Source organism: Bacillus sp. OTU530 (assembly GCF_038440375.1).
This window is the reverse complement of sequence record NZ_JASATP010000008.1, coordinates 159,859-179,467: the sequence shown is the minus strand read 5'-3', so window position 1 is coordinate 179,467 and position 19,609 is coordinate 159,859. Positions and strand designations below refer to the sequence as shown.

General features: G+C 40.6%; 20 protein-coding genes. 16 read left to right on the top strand and 4 right to left on the bottom strand.

Annotated elements, in window-relative coordinates; genetic code table 11:
• Positions 1–110 precede the first annotated feature (110 nt).
• On the top strand, positions 111–860 hold the full coding sequence (locus tag AAHB12_RS08775; RefSeq protein WP_342045002.1) for an SDR family oxidoreductase: 750 nt from the start codon (positions 111–113) through the stop codon (positions 858–860).
• Positions 861–966: 106 nt separating this feature from the next.
• Here AAHB12_RS08775 and AAHB12_RS08770 read toward each other — a convergent pair whose 3' ends face one another.
• Positions 967–1,395 (bottom strand): cell wall hydrolase, encoded by a 429-nt coding sequence (locus AAHB12_RS08770; RefSeq protein WP_129729877.1) that lies wholly within the window; start codon positions 1,393–1,395, stop codon positions 967–969.
• A 172-nt stretch (positions 1,396–1,567) separates the two neighbouring features.
• Between AAHB12_RS08770 and AAHB12_RS08765 the strand changes: the two genes are divergently transcribed.
• The 13 genes from AAHB12_RS08765 to AAHB12_RS08705 all read left to right on the top strand — a co-directional run bounded on the left by AAHB12_RS08765 (position 1,568) and on the right by AAHB12_RS08705 (position 14,701).
• Positions 1,568–1,807, top strand: coding sequence for a spore germination protein (locus AAHB12_RS08765; protein ID WP_129729879.1), 240 nt, complete (start codon positions 1,568–1,570; stop codon positions 1,805–1,807).
• A gap of 361 nt (positions 1,808–2,168) precedes the next feature.
• A complete protein-coding gene (locus AAHB12_RS08760; RefSeq protein WP_342045000.1) occupies positions 2,169–2,627 on the top strand; it encodes a hypothetical protein in 459 nt (152 codons plus the stop codon).
• A 342-nt stretch (positions 2,628–2,969) separates the two neighbouring features.
• Positions 2,970–3,593, top strand: a complete 624-nt coding sequence (locus AAHB12_RS08755) for a TetR/AcrR family transcriptional regulator (protein WP_129729882.1) — start codon at positions 2,970–2,972, stop codon at positions 3,591–3,593.
• Positions 3,594–3,608: 15 nt separating this feature from the next.
• The gene (locus AAHB12_RS08750) at positions 3,609–4,493 is read left to right on the top strand and encodes an ABC transporter ATP-binding protein (protein ID WP_342044999.1); all 885 of its coding nucleotides are present in this window, start codon (positions 3,609–3,611) and stop codon (positions 4,491–4,493) included.
• A gap of 4 nt (positions 4,494–4,497) precedes the next feature.
• Positions 4,498–5,295 carry an ABC transporter permease subunit gene (locus tag AAHB12_RS08745; RefSeq protein ID WP_342044997.1) on the top strand — a complete coding sequence of 266 codons (798 nt, stop codon included), beginning with the start codon at positions 4,498–4,500 and terminating at the stop codon, positions 5,293–5,295.
• A gap of 17 nt (positions 5,296–5,312) precedes the next feature.
• Complete coding sequence (locus AAHB12_RS08740) at positions 5,313–6,110, top strand: ABC transporter permease subunit (RefSeq protein WP_342044996.1); 798 nt, start codon at positions 5,313–5,315, stop codon at positions 6,108–6,110.
• A 382-nt stretch (positions 6,111–6,492) separates the two neighbouring features.
• On the top strand, positions 6,493–7,716 hold the full coding sequence (gene cls, locus AAHB12_RS08735; RefSeq protein ID WP_342044995.1) for a cardiolipin synthase: 1,224 nt from the start codon (positions 6,493–6,495) through the stop codon (positions 7,714–7,716).
• 274 nt (positions 7,717–7,990) lie between these two features.
• Positions 7,991–8,482, top strand: a complete 492-nt coding sequence (locus tag AAHB12_RS08730) for an HPP family protein (RefSeq protein ID WP_129729892.1) — start codon at positions 7,991–7,993, stop codon at positions 8,480–8,482.
• Between the two features lie 225 nt (positions 8,483–8,707).
• Positions 8,708–10,303 (top strand): DcuS/MalK family sensor histidine kinase, encoded by a 1,596-nt coding sequence (gene dcuS, locus AAHB12_RS08725; RefSeq protein WP_342044993.1) that lies wholly within the window; start codon positions 8,708–8,710, stop codon positions 10,301–10,303.
• A complete protein-coding gene (locus tag AAHB12_RS08720) occupies positions 10,300–11,007 on the top strand; it encodes a response regulator (protein ID WP_342044992.1) in 708 nt (235 codons plus the stop codon). The genes dcuS and AAHB12_RS08720 overlap by 4 nt, the downstream gene beginning before the upstream one ends.
• A gap of 91 nt (positions 11,008–11,098) precedes the next feature.
• Complete coding sequence (locus tag AAHB12_RS08715) at positions 11,099–12,460, top strand: 2-hydroxycarboxylate transporter family protein (protein ID WP_410776219.1); 1,362 nt, start codon at positions 11,099–11,101, stop codon at positions 12,458–12,460.
• Positions 12,461–12,524: 64 nt separating this feature from the next.
• Positions 12,525–13,718, top strand: a complete 1,194-nt coding sequence (locus AAHB12_RS08710) for an NAD(P)-dependent malic enzyme (RefSeq protein WP_342044990.1) — start codon at positions 12,525–12,527, stop codon at positions 13,716–13,718.
• Between the two features lie 230 nt (positions 13,719–13,948).
• Positions 13,949–14,701, top strand: coding sequence for a sulfite exporter TauE/SafE family protein (locus AAHB12_RS08705; RefSeq protein WP_129729902.1), 753 nt, complete (start codon positions 13,949–13,951; stop codon positions 14,699–14,701).
• Positions 14,702–14,782: 81 nt separating this feature from the next.
• Here AAHB12_RS08705 and AAHB12_RS08700 read toward each other — a convergent pair whose 3' ends face one another.
• Together AAHB12_RS08700 and AAHB12_RS08695 are read right to left on the bottom strand one after the other, a co-directional pair.
• A complete protein-coding gene (locus tag AAHB12_RS08700; RefSeq protein WP_342044989.1) occupies positions 14,783–15,409 on the bottom strand; it encodes an FMN-dependent NADH-azoreductase in 627 nt (208 codons plus the stop codon).
• Positions 15,410–15,542: 133 nt separating this feature from the next.
• Positions 15,543–15,968, bottom strand: coding sequence for a MarR family winged helix-turn-helix transcriptional regulator (locus AAHB12_RS08695; RefSeq protein ID WP_129729906.1), 426 nt, complete (start codon positions 15,966–15,968; stop codon positions 15,543–15,545).
• 218 nt (positions 15,969–16,186) lie between these two features.
• Between AAHB12_RS08695 and AAHB12_RS08690 the strand changes: the two genes are divergently transcribed.
• Together AAHB12_RS08690 and AAHB12_RS08685 are read left to right on the top strand one after the other, a co-directional pair.
• Positions 16,187–17,044, top strand: coding sequence for a manganese catalase family protein (locus AAHB12_RS08690; protein WP_342044987.1), 858 nt, complete (start codon positions 16,187–16,189; stop codon positions 17,042–17,044).
• Positions 17,045–17,474: 430 nt separating this feature from the next.
• On the top strand, positions 17,475–18,080 hold the full coding sequence (locus tag AAHB12_RS08685; RefSeq protein ID WP_342044985.1) for a DUF2238 domain-containing protein: 606 nt from the start codon (positions 17,475–17,477) through the stop codon (positions 18,078–18,080).
• A 154-nt stretch (positions 18,081–18,234) separates the two neighbouring features.
• On the opposite strand, the gene AAHB12_RS08680 is transcribed toward AAHB12_RS08685, so the two are convergent.
• Positions 18,235–19,530: a hemolysin family protein gene (locus tag AAHB12_RS08680; protein ID WP_342044983.1), complete on the bottom strand. Its 1,296-nt coding sequence runs from the start codon at positions 19,528–19,530 to the stop codon at positions 18,235–18,237.
• Positions 19,531–19,609: the final 79 nt, after the last annotated feature.

The following is a 19,609-nucleotide window of genomic DNA, read 5'->3' as shown; positions in this document are numbered from 1 at the left end:
AAATTTTGTGTACATTGGTTATTTAAGCTGTTTGGAACTGGGATATACCAGGATAAGATATAGAGGTGCACAATAGCTTCATATATCAACTATGGAAAAGAGGGATATGGATGAAACTGTCAGGAAATACAATCCTTATTACAGGTGGCGCATCAGGAATTGGCCTCGCTTTTGCAGAGCGTTTTCTCAAAGCGGGAAGCAAGGTCATTGTCTGCGGAAGAAGGGAAGGAAAGCTGCAAGAAGCAACAAAAAAGTTCCCTGAGCTCATTACTCGTGTGTGTGATGTAACGATTGAAGCTGAACGTGTGGCTTTATTCGAATGGGTAACAAGCCAGTATCCTGAATTGAACGTAGTTGTGAATAATGCTGGGATTCAGCAGCGATATAATATACTAGAAGCGAATGCGAAAGAGGACTGGAGCTATTTCAGCAAGGAGATTACCGCAAATGTGGAGGCCCCCATTCATCTTGCTATGTTGTTTGCCCCATACTTTGCAAACAAAGAAGATGCGGCCATTATTAATGTCACATCTGGTTTGGCATTTACTCCGATGGCGATTGCGCCCATTTATTCGGCTACTAAGGCGGCGCTGCACTCATTTTCCATGAGCTTGCGCTATCAGCTTTCAAGTACATCAGTCAAGGTGATTGAAGTGGCCCCTCCTGCGGTAAATACAGATTTAGGCGGGGTAGGCCTACATACGTTCGGAGTTCCTGTAGATGAATTTGCTGATGGCATTTTTAAAGGACTAGAGGAAGGAAAGAATGAAATTGGTTATGGTACATCTGAAAAAGCGATGCGTATGTCGCGGGATGAAATTAATGAAGCTGTAAAGAATATTTACAATCGAGTAAGATAAGGAACATACTAAAGGGGCAGGCTTGCATATTTAGGACCAGCCCCTTTTTGTTTTAAATAACAACATTAGATTCATGGTTTTACTGCTGATTTTTGCTTACCATTCCCTAATAGGTGTTATACACATTTTGACAGGTTGCAGCTGTTGGTTCATAAAAGCAATGCTTTTTAAAACGTCCTACAAGAGGCTGGTCATACCACTGGCTTGGACAAGAGCCTGGTGGCCGAAAATACCATAAACTAAATTTTGCAGGCCAGTGTTTCTGCCCATTAATGACTTGCCGGGCTAAGCGTTTTTCACTCTCTCTTGCCCGTTGGTAGAAGTAACCGTGCTGAACGGCTTCAAATGCATGCTCCTGATAGATCATTTGCGGAATGGTACGAAGCCCTTTAAAGTCAGAACAGTTTGCCCGAATGCGGTTGATTCCTACGTTTCCAACAAGCAGCATGCCGGTGTTGCCTTCTCCTTCAGCTTCTGCTCTTAGTAATCTTGCTAAGAGATCAACATGTGCTTCTGTAGCACTGACAACTCCCATAATCTCACCTCCGTTATGTGTGCACCTCGGTTATATGTATGCCTCTTTTAGGTAGTACAATGACCGTTGCTGCTATTCTTATGAAAAGTAAAATGCCTCTATTTGTTAACCCTTTTCTTGTACATGCATACATTATTGTACAAGTCTGATTACGTGGAAGGAGGCTTACTCCGTGGCTGGATATATTAGAGTTGGCAGAATAGACGTTAATGGTGTGACGCAAAACGGGAGTCTAAATGTGAGTGAGGGTTCTATTGTTCATAATAGTCATACCGCAAATAGTAAGTATTTCGGGGCTTGCTTTACAATAGGAGATTTCTCACAAGCAAAATGTATAATGTATAACTGGGTAAAGAGTACGGTTTTCAGTGATCAAGGTCAAATAGACATTTCTTCTCCAGAGCAACAGTAATAGGAAAGGAGCTGCTTGTGTGGTCCAAGGCAGCTCTTTTTTTACACTTTAAGAAAGTATAAATTTCTAGCAGGAAGCCAATTCGACGTAGTGAGAAATTTTAGGAACAAAGTATAAGTGCAACTACGCCTCTGTCTTCGTCCGGGGAGCAGGGCCCGCCAATCGGCGAGTTTCTTTACAAGAAAGTATAACTTTTCGGGGGGATGTCTAGCTCCCAAGGCCCAAAATGGCAGACTCCGGCCCACTCCTACGCTGTCATTTTGGGCCTTGTCCGCTTTTCCTAAGTACATCTTTTTATTCAGAATAAATAATTATTCAATGGGTATAGTAAACGGAGAATGTAAAAACGGAGGAAATGAGAATGAAGCATATTCTAGGTTTAGTTTCGAGTGTATTCATTTGTATGGTCGTTCATTCCCTGCCTGCTCAAGCCTTTTCACCCAAAACGCTCCCCATATCTCAGTCCTCTGATCATTGGAAGGTCACCATTGAGGAGCCCGTTTTAGATGGTATGCAGCCTCCAAAAGGGGTTGCTGATTTATATAAAGTGAACGTGACAAACATTGGTGAAAACGTTTATGATGCCACCATAGAAGTATATCAAGACGATCCTGTGACTCAAACAAAATCTCGGCTAGGTACATATGACATCCCAAAGACACAGAACTTTTTCGAGCATCAGAACCTTGGTGTATCTGTAAAATCCAAAATGATAGAGATTGTGGTGACTTGGAGAGAGGAGCCTAGCAGAATGATGGAAAATGAGCAGAAGGATTCAGCACAAAAATTTAAGCAAAGCTTTTCGTTTCGGCAAGATTGAATTGCTTGAACTACCCTCCACTTACTCGCTAACACCCCTTCCACATGATTGTGGAAGGGGTGTTTTACACTGTAAGAAAGTATAAATTTCCAGCTAGAAGTGAATTCGACGTATTCGGAAATTTTAGGAATACAGTATAAGGGCAACTACGCCTCTGTCTTCGCCCAAAGGCGGGGCTCACTAATCGGCGAGGTTTCTTTATTTTCTGTAATAATTTGTAATAAAATTTCGGGAAATAAAGTATGAAATAAATTGACCACATCAGTCAATGAGGGGTATAATCGAATTGACCGATGTGGTCAATTTATTAGGTAACTTTAAAAAGGAAAGTAGGCATCAAGCATGTTTTCAAAGTTTTTCAATTTAGAAAAGGGAAAGCAGGACCGGATCATAAATGCGGCTCTCAAGGAATTTGCGCAAAAAGGTTATGAAAGGTCCTCAACAAATGAAATTGTCAAAGAAGCCGGGATATCAAAGGGACTGTTATTTCATTATTTTCAAAATAAAAAGCAGCTATATGTGTGGCTGTATGATTATTGCATCGATATCCTAGTACAGGAGTTTTTTGGGAAAATTAATTTTACTGAAACTGACTTTTTTGTAAGAGTACGACAAGCGGTGTTAATCAAAATGGAGCTTTTGAATCAATATCCTCATATTTTTCGATTTGTTGAAAGCGCTTATATGGAAGATGCGAATGAGGTCAAGGCAGAACTGCAGCAAAAGAAAAAGGAGCTTACGGAAATTCATAGGAGTAAAATCTTTGAGGGGATTGATACGTCTCGGTTTCGGGATGATATTGACCTTCAAAAGACCTTTAAAATTATTATGTGGACATTTGAACAATTTGGAGAAGAGGAGCTGCAAAAGGCAAAGCAATCCTCTGCTCATGAAATTGATTATGAACAAAGCTTTATTGCTGCAAATGAATACTTTGAGATTTTTGTAAAATGCTTCTATAAATAACGGGGGGCTATACAGATGAATGTGATTGAGGTTAAGAATCTAACGAAAACGTACGGTAATGCAAGAGGCATTACGGATGTAAGTTTTGTGGTAGAGGAAGGGGAAATCTTTGGATTTATTGGACCGAACGGGGCAGGAAAGTCCACGACCATTCGCACCTTATTATCACTGATTTATCCAACGAACGGCAGTGTCACTATTTTTGGTAAGGATGCTGTAAAATATGCTCCTGAAATCAAAAAGGAAATTGGCTATTTGCCTTCTGAGGTTTTTTATTACGACAATATGAAGGTAAAGGATTTATTAAAGTATTCTGCGAGCTTTTATAAAAAGGATTGCAGCAAACGGATGCATGAATTAGCAGAGATTATGAATTTGGATGTAAATAAAAAAATTGATGATTTGTCATTTGGAAATAAAAAGAAGGTGGGAATCGTCCAAGGCTTGCTTCATGAGCCGAAGCTGATTATCCTCGATGAGCCAACAAGTGGCCTAGATCCGCTCATGCAGCAGAAATTCTTTGATGTATTAAAGGAAGAAAATAGGAAAGGAACGACAATTCTATTTTCTTCTCATATTTTGAGCGAGGTTCAGAGATTATGTGATCGTGTGGCAATCATTAAGGAAGGTCGGCTGATTGCACTCGAAAAAATCAGCACACTGCAAGAAAATAACTATAAAAAGATAAAGCTTGAAACAAAGGAATCTATCAATGATAAGTTTTTTAATCTTCCGGGCGTAAGTAAAATCGAGATTCGAGATCAGATTGTGAACTTTTTATTTCGAGGAAATATTAATGTGATCATGAAAAAGCTTGCTGAATTGCAGCTGACGAATCTTTTGATTGAAGAGCCTGATTTGGAAGAGGTTTTTATGCATTATTATGAAAAGGAGAGCTGAGGCTATGAACATGTTTCTGCATGAGCTTAAGGCATATCGAAAATCGACCATTATTTGGACACTATCATTGGTTGCGTTAATTGTCCTCTTTTTATCGATGTTTCCGGCCTTTTCAAGTGACGCAGCAGCCTTCAAAAAACTCCTTGAGGGATATCCGGAATCTGTTAGAAAGGCACTGGGCATTTCGATTGATAGCATTTCTTCCTTGCTTGGATTTTATTCCTATGTGTTTGGATATGTTTTGCTGTGTGGGTCTATCCAGGCTATGAATATTGGAGTCTCCATTTTCTCAAAGGAAATGCGTGAGAAAACAGCAGATTTTCTGTTAACAAAGCCTGTAACGAGAGCACAAATCGTAACAGCTAAGCTTTCGGCCGCAATCGTTTCTTTGCTGATCACGAATGTTATTTATACCGCTGCTGCAAGTACAGTGGCGTTCAGGGTGTCAAAGCAATCGTTTGACTTTACAGCGTTCATCATGATTTCGCTTACCGCCTTTTTTGTTGGATTCATGTTTCTTACGCTTGGTATGCTGGTTTCGGTTCTTGCTCCGAAAATCAAAGCCGTGCTGTCTCTTTCGCTTAGTATTGTATTTGCCTTTTTTATTATTAGCATGTTTGGCTCTGTGCTTGGTGAAACGGCAATCCGATATGTGACGCCATTTCAATACTACGATAGCGCTTACATTATCAAGCATTCGGCTTATGAGGTATCATTTATCATCGTCGAAATTGTGTTCATTTTGGCAGCTGCGATTACTAGCTATATTATCTATTTGAAAAAAGATATCCATGCGGTTTAATGAAGGAGGGGCTTGCGATGAATGTATTTTTGAGAGAGATGAGGGCAACCCGAAAATCCTTAATTATCTGGAGTATAAGCATGATTGTGATGGTAGCCGGTGGAATGAATAAATATGAAGCTATCTCTGCATCCGGTCAGTCTATGAACGAGCTTGTCTCGCAAATGCCAAAATCATTGCAAACGATTATGGGGATGGGAGCTTTTGATCTATCAAAAGCTCTTGGCTACTATGGTCTCTTGTTTTTATATTTAGTTCTGATGGCGGGCATTCATGCTTTAACGCTAGGTGCTACGATCATTGTAAAGGAAGAACGTGATAAAACAGCAGAATTCCTATTGGCAAAGCCGATTTCCAGATCTGGAATTGTAACCGCAAAGCTGATGGCGGCATGTGTCAATCTAGTAGTGTTAAATGGAATCACAATGCTTACATCTATTCAAATGGTTAGCTATTACAGTAAGGGAGCAACACAGACACATGATATTATCGTTTTGATGATAGGGATGTTTTTCCTGCAGCTGATCTTTGGAGCATTAGGGGCGGGAATTGCAGCAATCCATAAGCATCCGAAGACTGCTGTTTCAATTGGCATATTCATTCTTTTGGCTATGCTTATTTTATCTCTAATGATTGATATCAACAGCAAGATAGAAGTTCTCAAGTATTTAACACCCTTTCAATATTATACAGCAAAGCAAATATTAGCTTCTCGGGGGTTAGATTCAGTTTTTGTCACGTTGTCGGTTGTGGAGATTGCTCTCCTACTGCTGGCCACATATGTTTCCTTTAATAAAAGAGATATGAATGTGTAGGTGGGAACAGGCCGATTGGCACAACCGGTCTGTTTTACATACTTAAAAAGATCGGAGCATCATTCACTTTATATGCCAACGCTCTTTAAGCAGATATGGTGTTAAAGCAGGCATGGACGTATAGATTAAAATACACAGCGAAAGGGGCAGTCCTCGAAATGGGACTGTCCTTTTCATTCCACTGTAGGAAAGTATAAATTTCCATATGGAAGTGGCTTCGACGTAGCCGGAAATTTTAGCAATAAAGCATCCCGCATGAAAGACCTGATCAAAAATTCGTATTAAAGAAAATGAATAAATAAATACATGATTAAAAGGGGAGGATAGTTTTTCTATAATAACAAAAGCTAATCAAGGAAAAAAGTGTAAGGGAGATACATACGTGAAAAAATTACGGAAAATCCTTCGTATACTTCTATTTGGATTTATTGGTCTATGTTTTGTTTCACTTGTTTGGGATAAGGCGGATCGAACCTTGGCGGTGAGAGCGAAGGTGTTCGATCAGGAGTCTGTCCAATATCCGATTCGTAAAAGCGATGTAACCTTATACACAGATGGACAAGAGTTTTATGACCGCTTATTAGATGATATAGCGAATGCGAAGCAATATATACATATCAGCTTTTTCTCTATTGCTGATGATGCGGTTAGTCATCGTTTTGAGGAGCTTTTAAAGAAAAAAAGTAAAGAAGGGGTCGAGGTTTATTACGCTGTAGACAGGCTAGGGGGCGTTTTATTAAAAGAACAGGATAAACAAGCTTTGCTAAAAGCAGGAGTTCATTTTACTTATTACAATAAGCTTGATTTTCCATATTTCTTTTCTTCTTTAGAACACCGGAATCATAAGCGGATTTCAGTTATTGATGGCACGATAGGTTATGCAGGTGGATTTAATATTGGAAAAAAATATTTAGGAAAAAACAAAAAGCTGGGAAGTTGGAGAGATTATCATCTTCGCATTCAAGGGGAAGGCGTACAGGACCTAGAACAGGAGTTTGAGCTGGATTGGGTAAAGAACGACCGAGAAACAGTGTGGAAAACCCATACTTCCACTGAAAAAGGAACAACTGCGCTTCGGTTTAAGGCATACAGCGGAAAGGATTTGGCATATGACTATGCGAATTTGTTTCATCAGGCGCAAAAGTCGATCACTATTTTATCACCGTATTTTATACCAAATAACAAAGTTATTTGGCATGCGTTAATTGATGCTGAAAAAAGAGGGGTAGAGATAAACATTTTGTGGTCTCCGGAATCAGACGCTCCTCTTGTTAAGCAGGCCGCCTATCCTTATATTCGGAAAGCCTTAAAACATGGTATGCATGTTTATGGGTATCGGGATGGGATTCTTCATGGCAAGGTATTGGTCATTGATGAAAGGGTAGCGATGGTAGGGAGTGCCAACCTAGACTCGCGTTCCATACACCTAAATAAAGAACTCAACTGTTATATATATGATACTGCTTTTATCAAGCAGGTATTAAACAAAAAGGTTCATGAAGATTTTCAACGTTCGAAGCAGATTCATTCCTCTTATGTTAATAATTTGCCGCTGCAAGAAAAGCTAAAGGAGCGCTTGGCCAAATTAGTAGAGTATTATTTGTGAACTAGTATTTGATGTCCGAGGTGTTGGTCAACTAAATAGCTGTAATGGAGGGTGCACATTATGTAAAACAAACAGGGGGTAAACGCCGAATGCTGCAAGGGCTTGTTTTCTGTTTGCACTGTAAGAAAGCAGACGTTTCCAGATGGAAGTACTGGAAAGACATCCTCAGACCAGTAACTATTTCCTAAATTAGCTTGACGAAATAAGCGAATTTTTATTACTATAGCTATAGTTATTATAACGAAAGTTTGAACATATTGGAGGGAAATTGTTCGTGGTGGTTCGGCTGTTTACGATTTGTTTGTATCTTACATTTGTGTATTGGGCATCTTCTCATATCTCTGTAGATAATGTACTATTTTATCCAACATTAGGCGCTTTTAGCTACTTTTTTGTCAGCCGAAGCATGAGCAAAGCGGAGTCTCTTAAAACGATTCTTGCTGCTGTGATTGGCGTAACATGTGGCAGTAGGCTTCATATGTTAAGCGCAGGTATTATAACATTTTTAATTACTTGCCTGATTGCGATTGCTCTATTGCGTATCTTAAAGATACACGCTGCTCCAGTTGTAGCAGTTTCATTGATTCCTTTTTTCTCAAAAACCCCTTCATTTTGGGTTCTTCCTGTCTCAGTCCTTTGTTCGCTAAGCGGTCTGCTTCTTGTATTATGGGGCTCACAGCTAGTGGAAGCAAGATGGATTACTTGGAAAGAGAAAGCAAGGTTATATCCTTCAGTTCGAGGGAAAAGTTTTGAAGAAACATTGTAGCGTAACAGTAGTAGAAATGTTTTATCTATGTTTGTAAGGTGACCTAATTGGAAGGGTCATCTTTTTTTGTACTTTAAGAAAGAATAAATTTCTAGCTGGAAGAAAATTCGACGTAGCGGGGAATTTTAGGAATACAGTATATTTACATACCTTACATTTTAGATTGAAACGGAGCTTTGCACAGTTAGTTTAACTTTTTTATGTGTTGAAGGGGGAGTGAAGCGTGTGAAGAAACAAAAGTGGGGATTGCAGGCGACTATAACCGTGCTTGTTTGCTGCGTTGTAGCAGTCTGCCTGCTTGTAACGGATGCACGTATTAGTAAAACAATTGCTGATTCTATTGAGAAAAGCCAACGGGAAAAAGCAACGAATGTGGCACGTGTGGTAGCACATTCGGACATTGTGATAGATGCTTTGGAAAAGGGAAATGGTGATATCCAAGGATTTACAGAGGAGATACGAGGACTGACGAATGTACAATTTATTGTTGTAATGGATATGAACGGGATTCGCAAATCACATCCCGATCCGGCCAAGATTGGAAAGCGCTTTGTTGGCGGTGACGAGTATCTTGCACTTAAAGGAAAGGAACATGTTTCAATCTCAAAGGGGACATTAGGTATTTCGCTTCGCTCCTTCATACCTATTTTCGATCATAATGGCAAGCAGCTTGGGGTAGCAGCAGTTGGCATTTCTTTAAATAATGTGCACAAGGCTGTTGGTCAAGCTCGTGAAGATATATACATGGGTACATTGTTCGGTGTAGTAGCTGGTCTGCTTGGTGCCATTCTGTTAGCAAGGTATATTAAGAGTATTTTGTTTGGGCTGGAGCCCTTTGAGATTGCGAAGCTGCTGCAGGAGCGGGGAGCTATTCTACAGTCCGTAAGGGAAGGAATTATCGCTGTTGATCAGGAGTCCCGGATTACACTTATTAATAAAGCAGCACTTCGTTTGCTGCAAAAGGCCGGCCTTGCAAAGGAGCCGCTTGGCATGAAAATGGAAGAGTATTTGCCAAACTCGAAGCTTGGACGGGTATTGGAAACCGGACAAGAGGAACTGGATGAGGAGATGGAGTTAAATGGAATTACGGTAGTTGCCAATCGTGTTCCTGTCATGCTGCAGGACAGAATCGTTGGGGCTGTTTCGACGCTTCGTGATAAAACAGAAGTGCAGCAGCTTGCTGAACAACTAACAGGTGTACGCTCGTACGCTGAGGCGCTGCGAGCGCAGTCCCATGAGTTTATGAATAAGCTGCATGTTATTTTAGGGATGGCGCATATGGGCTATTATGATCAGTTGACGCAGTATATAAGTGAGCTCGTACAGCATCGTAACAATGAGATTGGAGCAATCTCGAGATATATGAAAGATCCTGTGCTTGCTGGATTTTTAATTGGCAAGCTGAGTTATACGCGTGAAGCAGGCGCCGAGCTGTTCGTCTCAAGCGAACGAGAAGTGCCGGAGCCGCTCCATTCTCAAACATCTCACGAGTTGATTACGATATTGGGAAATTTAATTGAGAATGCATTAGATGCGGTATCAAGCTCTCTTATTAAGAGAATTGACGTGCATTTTGATTATGGTGATGATATTTTAACTGTTGAGGTACGTGATACAGGGGCTGGTATCGATAAAGAAACACAGCACACGATGTTTGAAAAAGGCTTTTCCACAAAGGGAGAAGACCGGGGCTTCGGTCTATTTTTAGTGATGCAAAGCTTGGACAGGCTTGGTGGAGAGATAGAGGTTTCCTCAAAGCCATCAGAAGGAACGAGATTTGTTGTTTATATACCATATGATGGAAAGGATGGTGCAAGGTGATACGAGTACTGATTGTAGAGGACGATCCAATGGTTGCGGAATTTAATAAACGTTATTTGGAGCAGGTGGGGGGATTTCAGCTTGTTTCTATCGCTGCTTCTGTAAATAAAGCGTTGCGTGTACTTGAGGAAGAAGTGGTCGATTTAATGCTGATGGACATTTTTATGCCAGGGAAAACGGGACTGGAGCTACTGCGGCATATTCGGGAAACAGGCCGGAAAACGGATGTTATTTTCATTACAGCTGCCTCGGATATGGAACGAATTCAAACTGCGCTGCGGTATGGAGCGGTCGATTATTTAATTAAGCCGTTTGAGTTTGAACGATTTAATGAGGCATTATCCGCCTATCGTGAAAAGTTTGCCTTTATGAAAAATCAGCATACCTTGAGTCAAACGGAGCTTGATCGGCAAATTCTTCAGAAGGAAGCGAAGGCTATTACAGAAGAGCTGCCCAAGGGATTAACAAGGGGTACCCTTCAAGTAATTGCAGAAGCAGTGCAAAGCATGGGCAGATCACCGTTTTCTACAGAGGATATTTCCGAGCGTGCAGGCATTTCAAGGGTATCCGTTAGAAAATATTTGAAATTTTTGAGTGATATACATTTTCTTGGGGTAAAGGTTCATTACGGTACAATTGGCAGACCTGTTTATCAGTATCAGTATGATGAAGAAAATGAGAGCGTGATCAAGCAATTTTTGTAAGCGGCCTACATGGGTCGTTTACTTATTTTAATTACAAAACTCTTGAGAAAAATTACAAAAACTATGAAAGCGTTTGTAAAAAGGTTAAGCTGTGAATATGAAAAAGGAGGTATACAGTATGCAATCAGTAAAAAAACTGCAAACGCTTACGAATTCAGAGTCAAAAGAAACTATGTTTTCAAAAATTGTTAATACGAAAATAGGTGTAATCCCATTACCGCTATATATCGTTCTAGCGGCTGTTATTTATGCGGCATCTGTGTATAATCAGCTTCCTGCTGACATGATCGGCGGCTTTGCAGTAATTATGATTATGGGAATTTTTCTAGGACATGTTGGAATGAGAATTCCAGTGCTTAAAGATATTGGCGGACCAGCGATTTTGTCATTATTTGTTCCATCTATTATGCTATTTTTTAATTGGATGAATCCGGCTTCCATGGCAGCGGTTACGTCTTTAATGAAAACGTCAAACTTTTTATATCTCTATATTTCTTGCTTAGTAGCAGGGAGTATACTTGGGATGAACCGTAAAGTGCTTATACAAGGCTTTATGAGGATGTTTGTTCCACTTATTGTCGGTACGATTGCGGCAGCCGTTGCTGGAGTGGGAGTAGGTCTTCTCTTTGGATATGAAGCAAAGGAAACGCTTTTCTTTATCGTTGTTCCCATTATTGGCGGGGGAATTGGAGAAGGGATTTTACCGCTTTCCATCGGTTATTCTGAAATTTTAAATCAGCCAGCTGAGCATTTTGTATCTCACATGATTCCGGCTGCGGTGATTGGCAATGTGGTTGCGATTATCGGCGCCGCTTTAATGAAAAAATTAGGTGAGAAAAAGCCAGAGCTTACTGGAAATGGTGTATTAGTCAAAACAAATGCAGATCGAGATATTCAAGAAGCAAAAAGTATAGACAAGCCAGTTGATTTCTCCTTGATGGGAGCAGGTTTGCTGATTGCTTGCAGCTTCTTCGTTTTTGGAAATCTGGCACATAAATTTGTTGGAGTTTCGGGAGCTATTATTATGATTTTTACGGCAGCAGCAGTTAAATATACCAACATTATGCCAGCGAAGATGGAACAGGGAGCTTACCATTTGTATCAATTTGTATCGAAAAACTTAACATGGCCGCTTATGGTCGGATTAGGCTTGCTGTATATTCCGCTTGATAAGGTTGTAGATGTTGTAACACCAGCTTATGTTGTTATTTGTGCATCGGTCGTGGTTGCGATGATCAGCAGTGGATATCTCGTTGGAAAGCTTATGAATATGTATCCAGTTGATGCGGCAATTGTTACTGGCTGCCATAGCGGTTTAGGTGGCACAGGTGATGTAGCCATTTTGTCAGCGTCAAACAGAATGGAATTAATGCCGTTCGCACAGGTTTCTACTCGACTTGGTGGAGCGGGAACGATTGTATTAGCTACTTTATTACTGCAGTTGTTAAGTTAATTACACCAAGACAGATAAGACAACAAGGACGGTCTTTCGCAGGATCGGAAGAGGAGAGAGGATAATGGGAAAGATAGAAGAACAAGCCCTGCAGCTTCATAAAGATTTAGTTGGGAAGATTGAGATTGTAAGCAAGGTAGAGCTAAACTCTGCGTATGATTTGAGTCTCGCTTATACGCCAGGGGTAGCAGAGTCATGTAAGGACATTGCGGAAAATAGCGAAGCTGTTTATGAGCAAACCGCACGGGGGAATATGGTGGCAGTTGTAACGGATGGAACAGCTGTACTTGGATTAGGGGACATTGGTCCAATGGCGGCAATGCCAGTTATGGAAGGAAAATGTGCTTTATTTAAAAAGTTTGCGGGTGTAGATGCATTTCCACTTTGTCTAGCAACGAAGGATGTAGATGAGATTGTTAAGGTTGTAAAAGCGCTAGAGCCAACATTTGGCGGCATCAACCTTGAAGATATCGCAGCGCCACGTTGTTTTGAAATTGAGGAGCGTCTGCGTAAGGAGCTGGACATTCCTGTCTTTCACGATGATCAGCATGGGACGGCCATTGTAGTATTATCTGCACTCTTAAATGCGCTTCGGGTTGTAAAAAAGGACATCGCGACGATCAAGCTCGTTATTAACGGAGCGGGCTCTGCCGGAATCGCTATCGCGAAGCTCCTCCTTAAGGCAGGTGTACAGCATATTTCACTTGTTAGTCTAGAAGGTGTTGTATGTGAAGGGGAAGCATGGATGAATCCTGCACAAGAAGAGATAGCGAAGCTTACAAATAGAGATAAGATTCAAGGGACATTACCAGACATCATTAGCGGTGCGGATGTATTCATCGGTGTTTCCGGACCAGGCGCATTAACGGGAGAATTGGTGCGAACGATGAATCAGGATGCGATTGTACTAGCGATGGCAAATCCAACACCGGAAATTTTCCCTGAGGAAGCGTTAGCGGCTGGAGCGAAGGTAGTGGGAACAGGACGTTCGGATTATCCAAACCAGGTAAATAATGTGCTCGCATTTCCGGGAATTTTCCGAGGCGCTCTTGATGTACGCGCAACGGATGTGACAGAAGAAATGAAGCTGGCGGCTGCTTATGCGATTGCCAATATTATTTCGGGTGAAGAGCTAAGCCCGAACTATGTGATTCCTAACCCGCTTGATGCACGTGTTGTTCCAGCCGTTGCGGAGGCAGTAGCAAAAGCAGCAATTGCGGCGGGAGTAGCACATGTTTCCAAGTGTGTGCAGCACTAATACATGATGAACGAAACAGTGTGAACGGCTTATGCATTTCATGAAAGGTCATATAGAAAGAAAAGCCTTGGGTGATTAGAAAAATCACTCCGGGCTTTTTGTGTGCAAATAGTTGAAGGGATATCAATTGTTTGAGAAAATAGCAAAAGATAATATTTATCTAGGTAAGAAAAATAGAAAATAATTTAGCAGGAGATACTTTATCGATTCTTGCACTGGAGGGAATACAGTTGGCAATTGCGTTAACAATGTTTGCGATGGGGATTTTATTAGGATTTGTCGGAGCGGGAGGAGCTGGTTTTATTATTGCGCTCTTAACTGTTCTATTTGGAGTTCCCATTCATACTGCTTTAGGAACCTCGCTGGCAGCAATGGCCTTTACGACGCTGTCGGGAGCTTATAGTCATTTTCGACAAGGGAATATTTCGCTTAAAACCGGTTTACTTACTGGGATATTTGGAGCTATTGGCTCTTATTTCGGCTCTCAGACAGCCGGATGGATTCCGGTGCATTCCTTACATTGGCTCACAGCAGGAATGTTATTTCTATCTGCTGTTGTTCTTTTAATTCGATTATTTATCGTACAGAAAAGATTTGAGAATCGAAAAACTGAGCTTGCAAATGTTCCATGGATTTTTCCAAAAGCAGTATTAGTAGGAATCATATCAGGAATATTAGCGGGCACTTTTGGAATTGGCTCGGCTCCATTTATTCAGATTGGACTCCTCACTGTGCTAGGGCTCTCAATTAAGCAATCCGTAGGAACGACGATGCTGGTTATTTTGCCGATTGCATTTGCTGGCGGGATTGGCTATTATGCCGAGGGATACCTAGATGTGGTCCTGCTGTTGCAAGTATTGATTGGAACGATGATAGGATCCTATATCGGAGCGAGGTTTACGAACTATGCTCCACAAGGTTTGCTAAAGAGCGCGATGGTTCTTACACCAATCACTGCTGCGGCGATTATGCTTATTAGCTAAAGTATATGATTATCTGCAACGTAAAAAAATCCCTCTTGGCTTCATCAGAAGCCAAGAGGGATTTTTTTAGAGCCTTTAAGCTTAAAATGCTGCTGCAACTGTTACAGCCTTTTGGATTCCTTCTGTAATAATTTCCTTTGCTTTGTCCGGGAACTGATTGTGGCCTTCAACAATAACAGTTGTGATATCTTGTACGCCCCAGAAGCCCAAAATTGTTTGCACGTATTTTACAGACATTTCTACTGCTGCTGCAGGACCTTCAGAGTACACACCGCCTCTTGCATTTAAAAGAGCGACTTTTTTATTAGTTAAGAGACCAACCGGACCTTCAGCTGTATAGCTGAAAGTTTTCCCTGCTTGGCTGAGATAATCAAGATAAGTATGCAGTACAGCAGGAACCGTAAAGTTCCAAAGCGGGAATGCAAATACAACCTTGTCAGCTGCTAAGAATTGATTTAAGTATTTGTTGACAAGATTTGCTGCTGCTTGTTCTTCGGCCGTTAACTCAAGACCTCTGCCAAGCTTAAACATACCGTTGATTTTATCTGTATCGTAGTACGGAAGGTTTTCTGCAAATAGATCAAGTTCTACTACTTCATCCTGTGGATGTGCTTCTTTATAGCTTGCAAGGAATGCATCATACAGTTGAACGCTGACAGCTTGTTCTGCCGGGCGAGAGTTTGCTTTTACAAATAGTACGTTTGTCATTATGTTTCCTCCTATTATTCCTCTAATTTATTAGTTGTTATAGCAACTAATAAATAAAGCTGAGCTTATGGGATTGATTGTATCATGGGATTAGTTGTTACAGCAACTAAAATTCCTCACAATGCGCTGAAGGTCATGTTACATTCGCGCGCATTTTAGTCAAAATTCTTCTGAGTTCTTTTAACTCTTCATCTGTAATTCCATTACAAATAAGATTGTGAAATTCCTCCGCAATTGGAATAACAGAACTGCCAAGCTCTGTTCCCTTTTCGGTCAGGTATACTTCTAACGAGCGGCGATCGTGCTGATTTACGACTCGCCGAATAAAGCCCTTTTCCTCAAGATTAGCAACCATGCGGGCAATATTTGTCTTATCCTTATCTAATTTTTCAGCAAGCTCATTTTGAGTTAATCCATCTTGCTCCCAAAGAAGCATCATAATCAGATTTTGTTCAGGAGCAATATTAAAAGGAGCAAGCCGATCCTTTACACAGCTTGTAAGGGCTAAGTCTGTTTGATGAATGAAGATACTAATATAATCATCTAAAGTTAATTTCATATAAATCCTCCGCAGTTCCATGCTGTACGCATTATATGTAAAAGAATTGCGATTGTCAATAACAGGAAGAGTTACACATGGAACAAAGAGTGAAGTAACAGTATATTCGGGATTATGTTTTATTTAGAATTAATGATAATAAGTTATTAATGAATAAGTTTTCAAGTCCTGTAAAGTATAAACAAGGTAATCTATACCTATGAAGGCGAGGCATGCTTATGTACTATTATAAGGAAGAGCTGATTAATATAATTAAACCGGACAAGCCAGATCCGGCAGCTGCTAAAGTATTGCAAGAGACGCTCGGCGGACAATTCGGGGAAATGCGGACGATGATGCAATACTTTTTTCAAAGCTCTAACTTTAGAGGAAAGAAAAAGGCATATCGTGACTTAATTCGTGGAGTGTTCCTAGAAGAAATTAGCCATGTGGAGCTTGTGCAAAGTACAATCAATCAACTACTGAATGATTCTGGTGCTTCTTCTGAAGTAGGAGCTGGTGGTGTGGACGGTGCTCCTCTTGACGAAGCAATTAAGCATGCTAACCCGCATCACTATATTGTGGGGGCACAAAGTTCCCTTCCCGTAGATGCGGGCGGAAACCCATGGAACGGGTCATGGGTATACAATCATGGCAACTTAATTGCTGATCTGATGAATAATCTTATTCTGGAGTCTACTGGCGTTCTGCAAAAAACAAGAATTTACGAAATGAGCTCAAACCAAACGCTTCGTGAAACGCTCGGGTTTCTTATCGTGCGCGACAATGCGCATCAAAATGCCTTTGCCAAAGCACTAGAAACATTAGGTGTTGAATGGGCGAAGCTTTTTCCTGTTCCGAACTATGATATCAATAAATATCCAGAATGCAGAAAGTACGTAGAAATGGGCTTCCATAATGCACAGTTTAACTTTAGATTGGATGAAACGAAAATCGGAGAGATTTTTCAAGGGCAGACTCCAAGCAGAAATGGAGGAATGTTATCGGTAACAGAACCACCAAAGGGCTTCCCAGTTCCCGAGCTTCCTGAGATGCCAAACGAGCATAGCCCTGGACTGCGGGATATGGATTTTTAATGGATTGGAGCTTTAAGAATAGGATGTGCAGCCTCTAATTTTCATTAGGGGCTTTTTCTTGCACTTTAAGAAAGTATAAATTTCTAGCAGGAGGCCCATTCGACGTATTTTCGTTAATACATATGAATAGCGCTCATTTACCTTTTGTATATATAGAAATGTATTAGTTGCTGAGCTTTTCGTGGATGAATAATATTTTCCGGGTTTTTAGAGTCATAAAGAGATGCAAGAGTATAGCACAGATTGCATAGTATTTTATTTTTAGCTTATGAAGGAGAGTGATATATATTAATTTTTGTATCTGTTGAGAAAGATCGGGTAAAATAAGGGTTCTTTGATGCGTTAATTTATAAAATTGTTCTCTAATGAACGGGAAGGGCAAAACTGTAGTGTATTAGGATTGAAGATTAACTATTAAGGGGGTGTAACTTTGTCAAAACAAACCTATGTTAGTATATTGCTAGTTGTGTTTTTTATTTGCTTGGCACTTTCAGCCATTCGTCCGCATGATTATTTCACATGGTTTTTGGAGGTACTACCAGGTATTCTTTTGATACTTGTTCTGATAGGAACCTACCGCTCATTTCAGTTTACAAGCATGACGTATACGTTCATATGGCTGCATATGCTTATTTTAATGATTGGCGGACATTATACATATGCAGAGGTACCGTTATTCAACTGGATACAACATGAGTGGGGCTTAGATCGGAACTATTATGACCGTCTGGGGCATTTTGCCCAAGGGTTCGTACCAGCATTAATGGCAAGAGAAATACTGCGGAGGCATGTCGGTGTTACGAAACACGGTTGGTTGGCCGTGCTTGTTGTTTCGGTTTGCTTAGCATTCAGCGCTTTTTATGAATTGTTGGAATTTTTGGTTGCTAGGCTGACTGGGACGGCGGCTGAAGCATTTCTTGGTACACAAGGAGATGTGTGGGATACCCAATGGGATATGACACTAGCACTCATAGGGGCTATTGCAGCACTGTTTTTTAGCAGAATACAAGATAATGCGATGAAGCAACAGAGCTAAGCGCAGTTCTTGGGCTGCTTTTTTCATCTTCACGCTTAGAAAAAAAAGCAATTCCCTCACAAAGGAAATTGCTTTTTTGCACTTTAAGAAATTTTAGGAATATAGTATAAGAGCAACTAGGCCCGTATCTTTGCCAATCGGCGAGTTTTCTTTACTATATTCGTTCTACCCTTACTCTCGTGATTCGTCTATTCTGTACCTTCTCCACCTGGAACTGCACACCATTATATTCGATAGTCGAGACTGTATCCTTATCTGGGATATGGCCAAGCTGACCGATTAGAAATCCGCTTAACGTATCATAATCCTCTGTAGGCAAATTAATTTTGAGCACATCTTCAACCTCATATAGATTTGCTAGACCATGGATTACAAAGGCATTTTCTCCTAATTTTTTAATCTGCTGTTGCTCTTCTGGTTCATCGTGCTCATCGAAGATGTTGCCGACGATTTCCTCAATTAAATCTTCAATCGTAATAAGTCCGTATGTTCCGCCATATTCATCGATGACAATTGCAATATGGACTTTATCCTTCTGCAAATCTCGAAAGGCTTTGTCTGTACTTCTTGACGCCGGAAGAAAGTATGGTTTTCGTAGCACTTCCTGCAGGCTAAATTCTCTTTTGCATAGTTTTTCAAGACGCGGAATGACATCTTTTACGTGAAGGATACCAATAATATTATCTAAGCTATTTTCGTATATTGGAAACCTGGTATATTTTTCTGTATTCATGATTGTTAGAAGTTCGTCTAATGTAGCTTGCATTGGGATGCCGACGATATTTGTTCTATGCGTCATTAAATCTGAAACTGTTTTATTGTTAAACTCAAAGATATTGTTAATCATCATTTTTTCTGTCGGTTGAATGGTTCCCTTTTCTTCACCGACATCAATCATCATGCGAATTTCCTCTTCGGTGACTTTTTCCGGCTCCGCATTCGGATCAACGCCGAAAAAGCGGACGATTAGGTTCGTGGAGAATGTTAGTAATTTTACAAATGGGGCCGAGATCTTAGAGAGTATTGTTAAAGGAATGACGGCAAGCATTGAAATAAGCTCGGCTTTTTGCATGGCCAAACGCTTTGGTACTAGTTCGCCTAACACCAATGTAAAATAGGAGAGAAACAAGGTGATGATGATAACAGATATTGTTTCGAGAATATTTTTTGGGAGGGGTATGCCGATTTCAACAAGAAGAGCAGATAATTGCTCTGCAAAGCTTCCTGCGGCAAAGGCACTTGCCATAAATCCAGCAAGGGTAATCCCAATCTGAATTGTTGCCAGGAAGTTGCTCGGCTCACTGAGTAGATTGCGAAGCATCTTTGCTTTTTTATCACCAGCCTCCGCCATATACTTTACTTTATTATCATTTAAAGAAATAAGGGCGATTTCGGATGCTGCAAAAAACGCGTTGAGGAAAACCAGTAAAAGCAATATCGCGATTTCCATAGGTGGCGAATCTCCTCCAAACCATTTTCCTTCATTATACCATTACAAGGAATAGGAGAGTATTTGAAAAAAAGGAAAT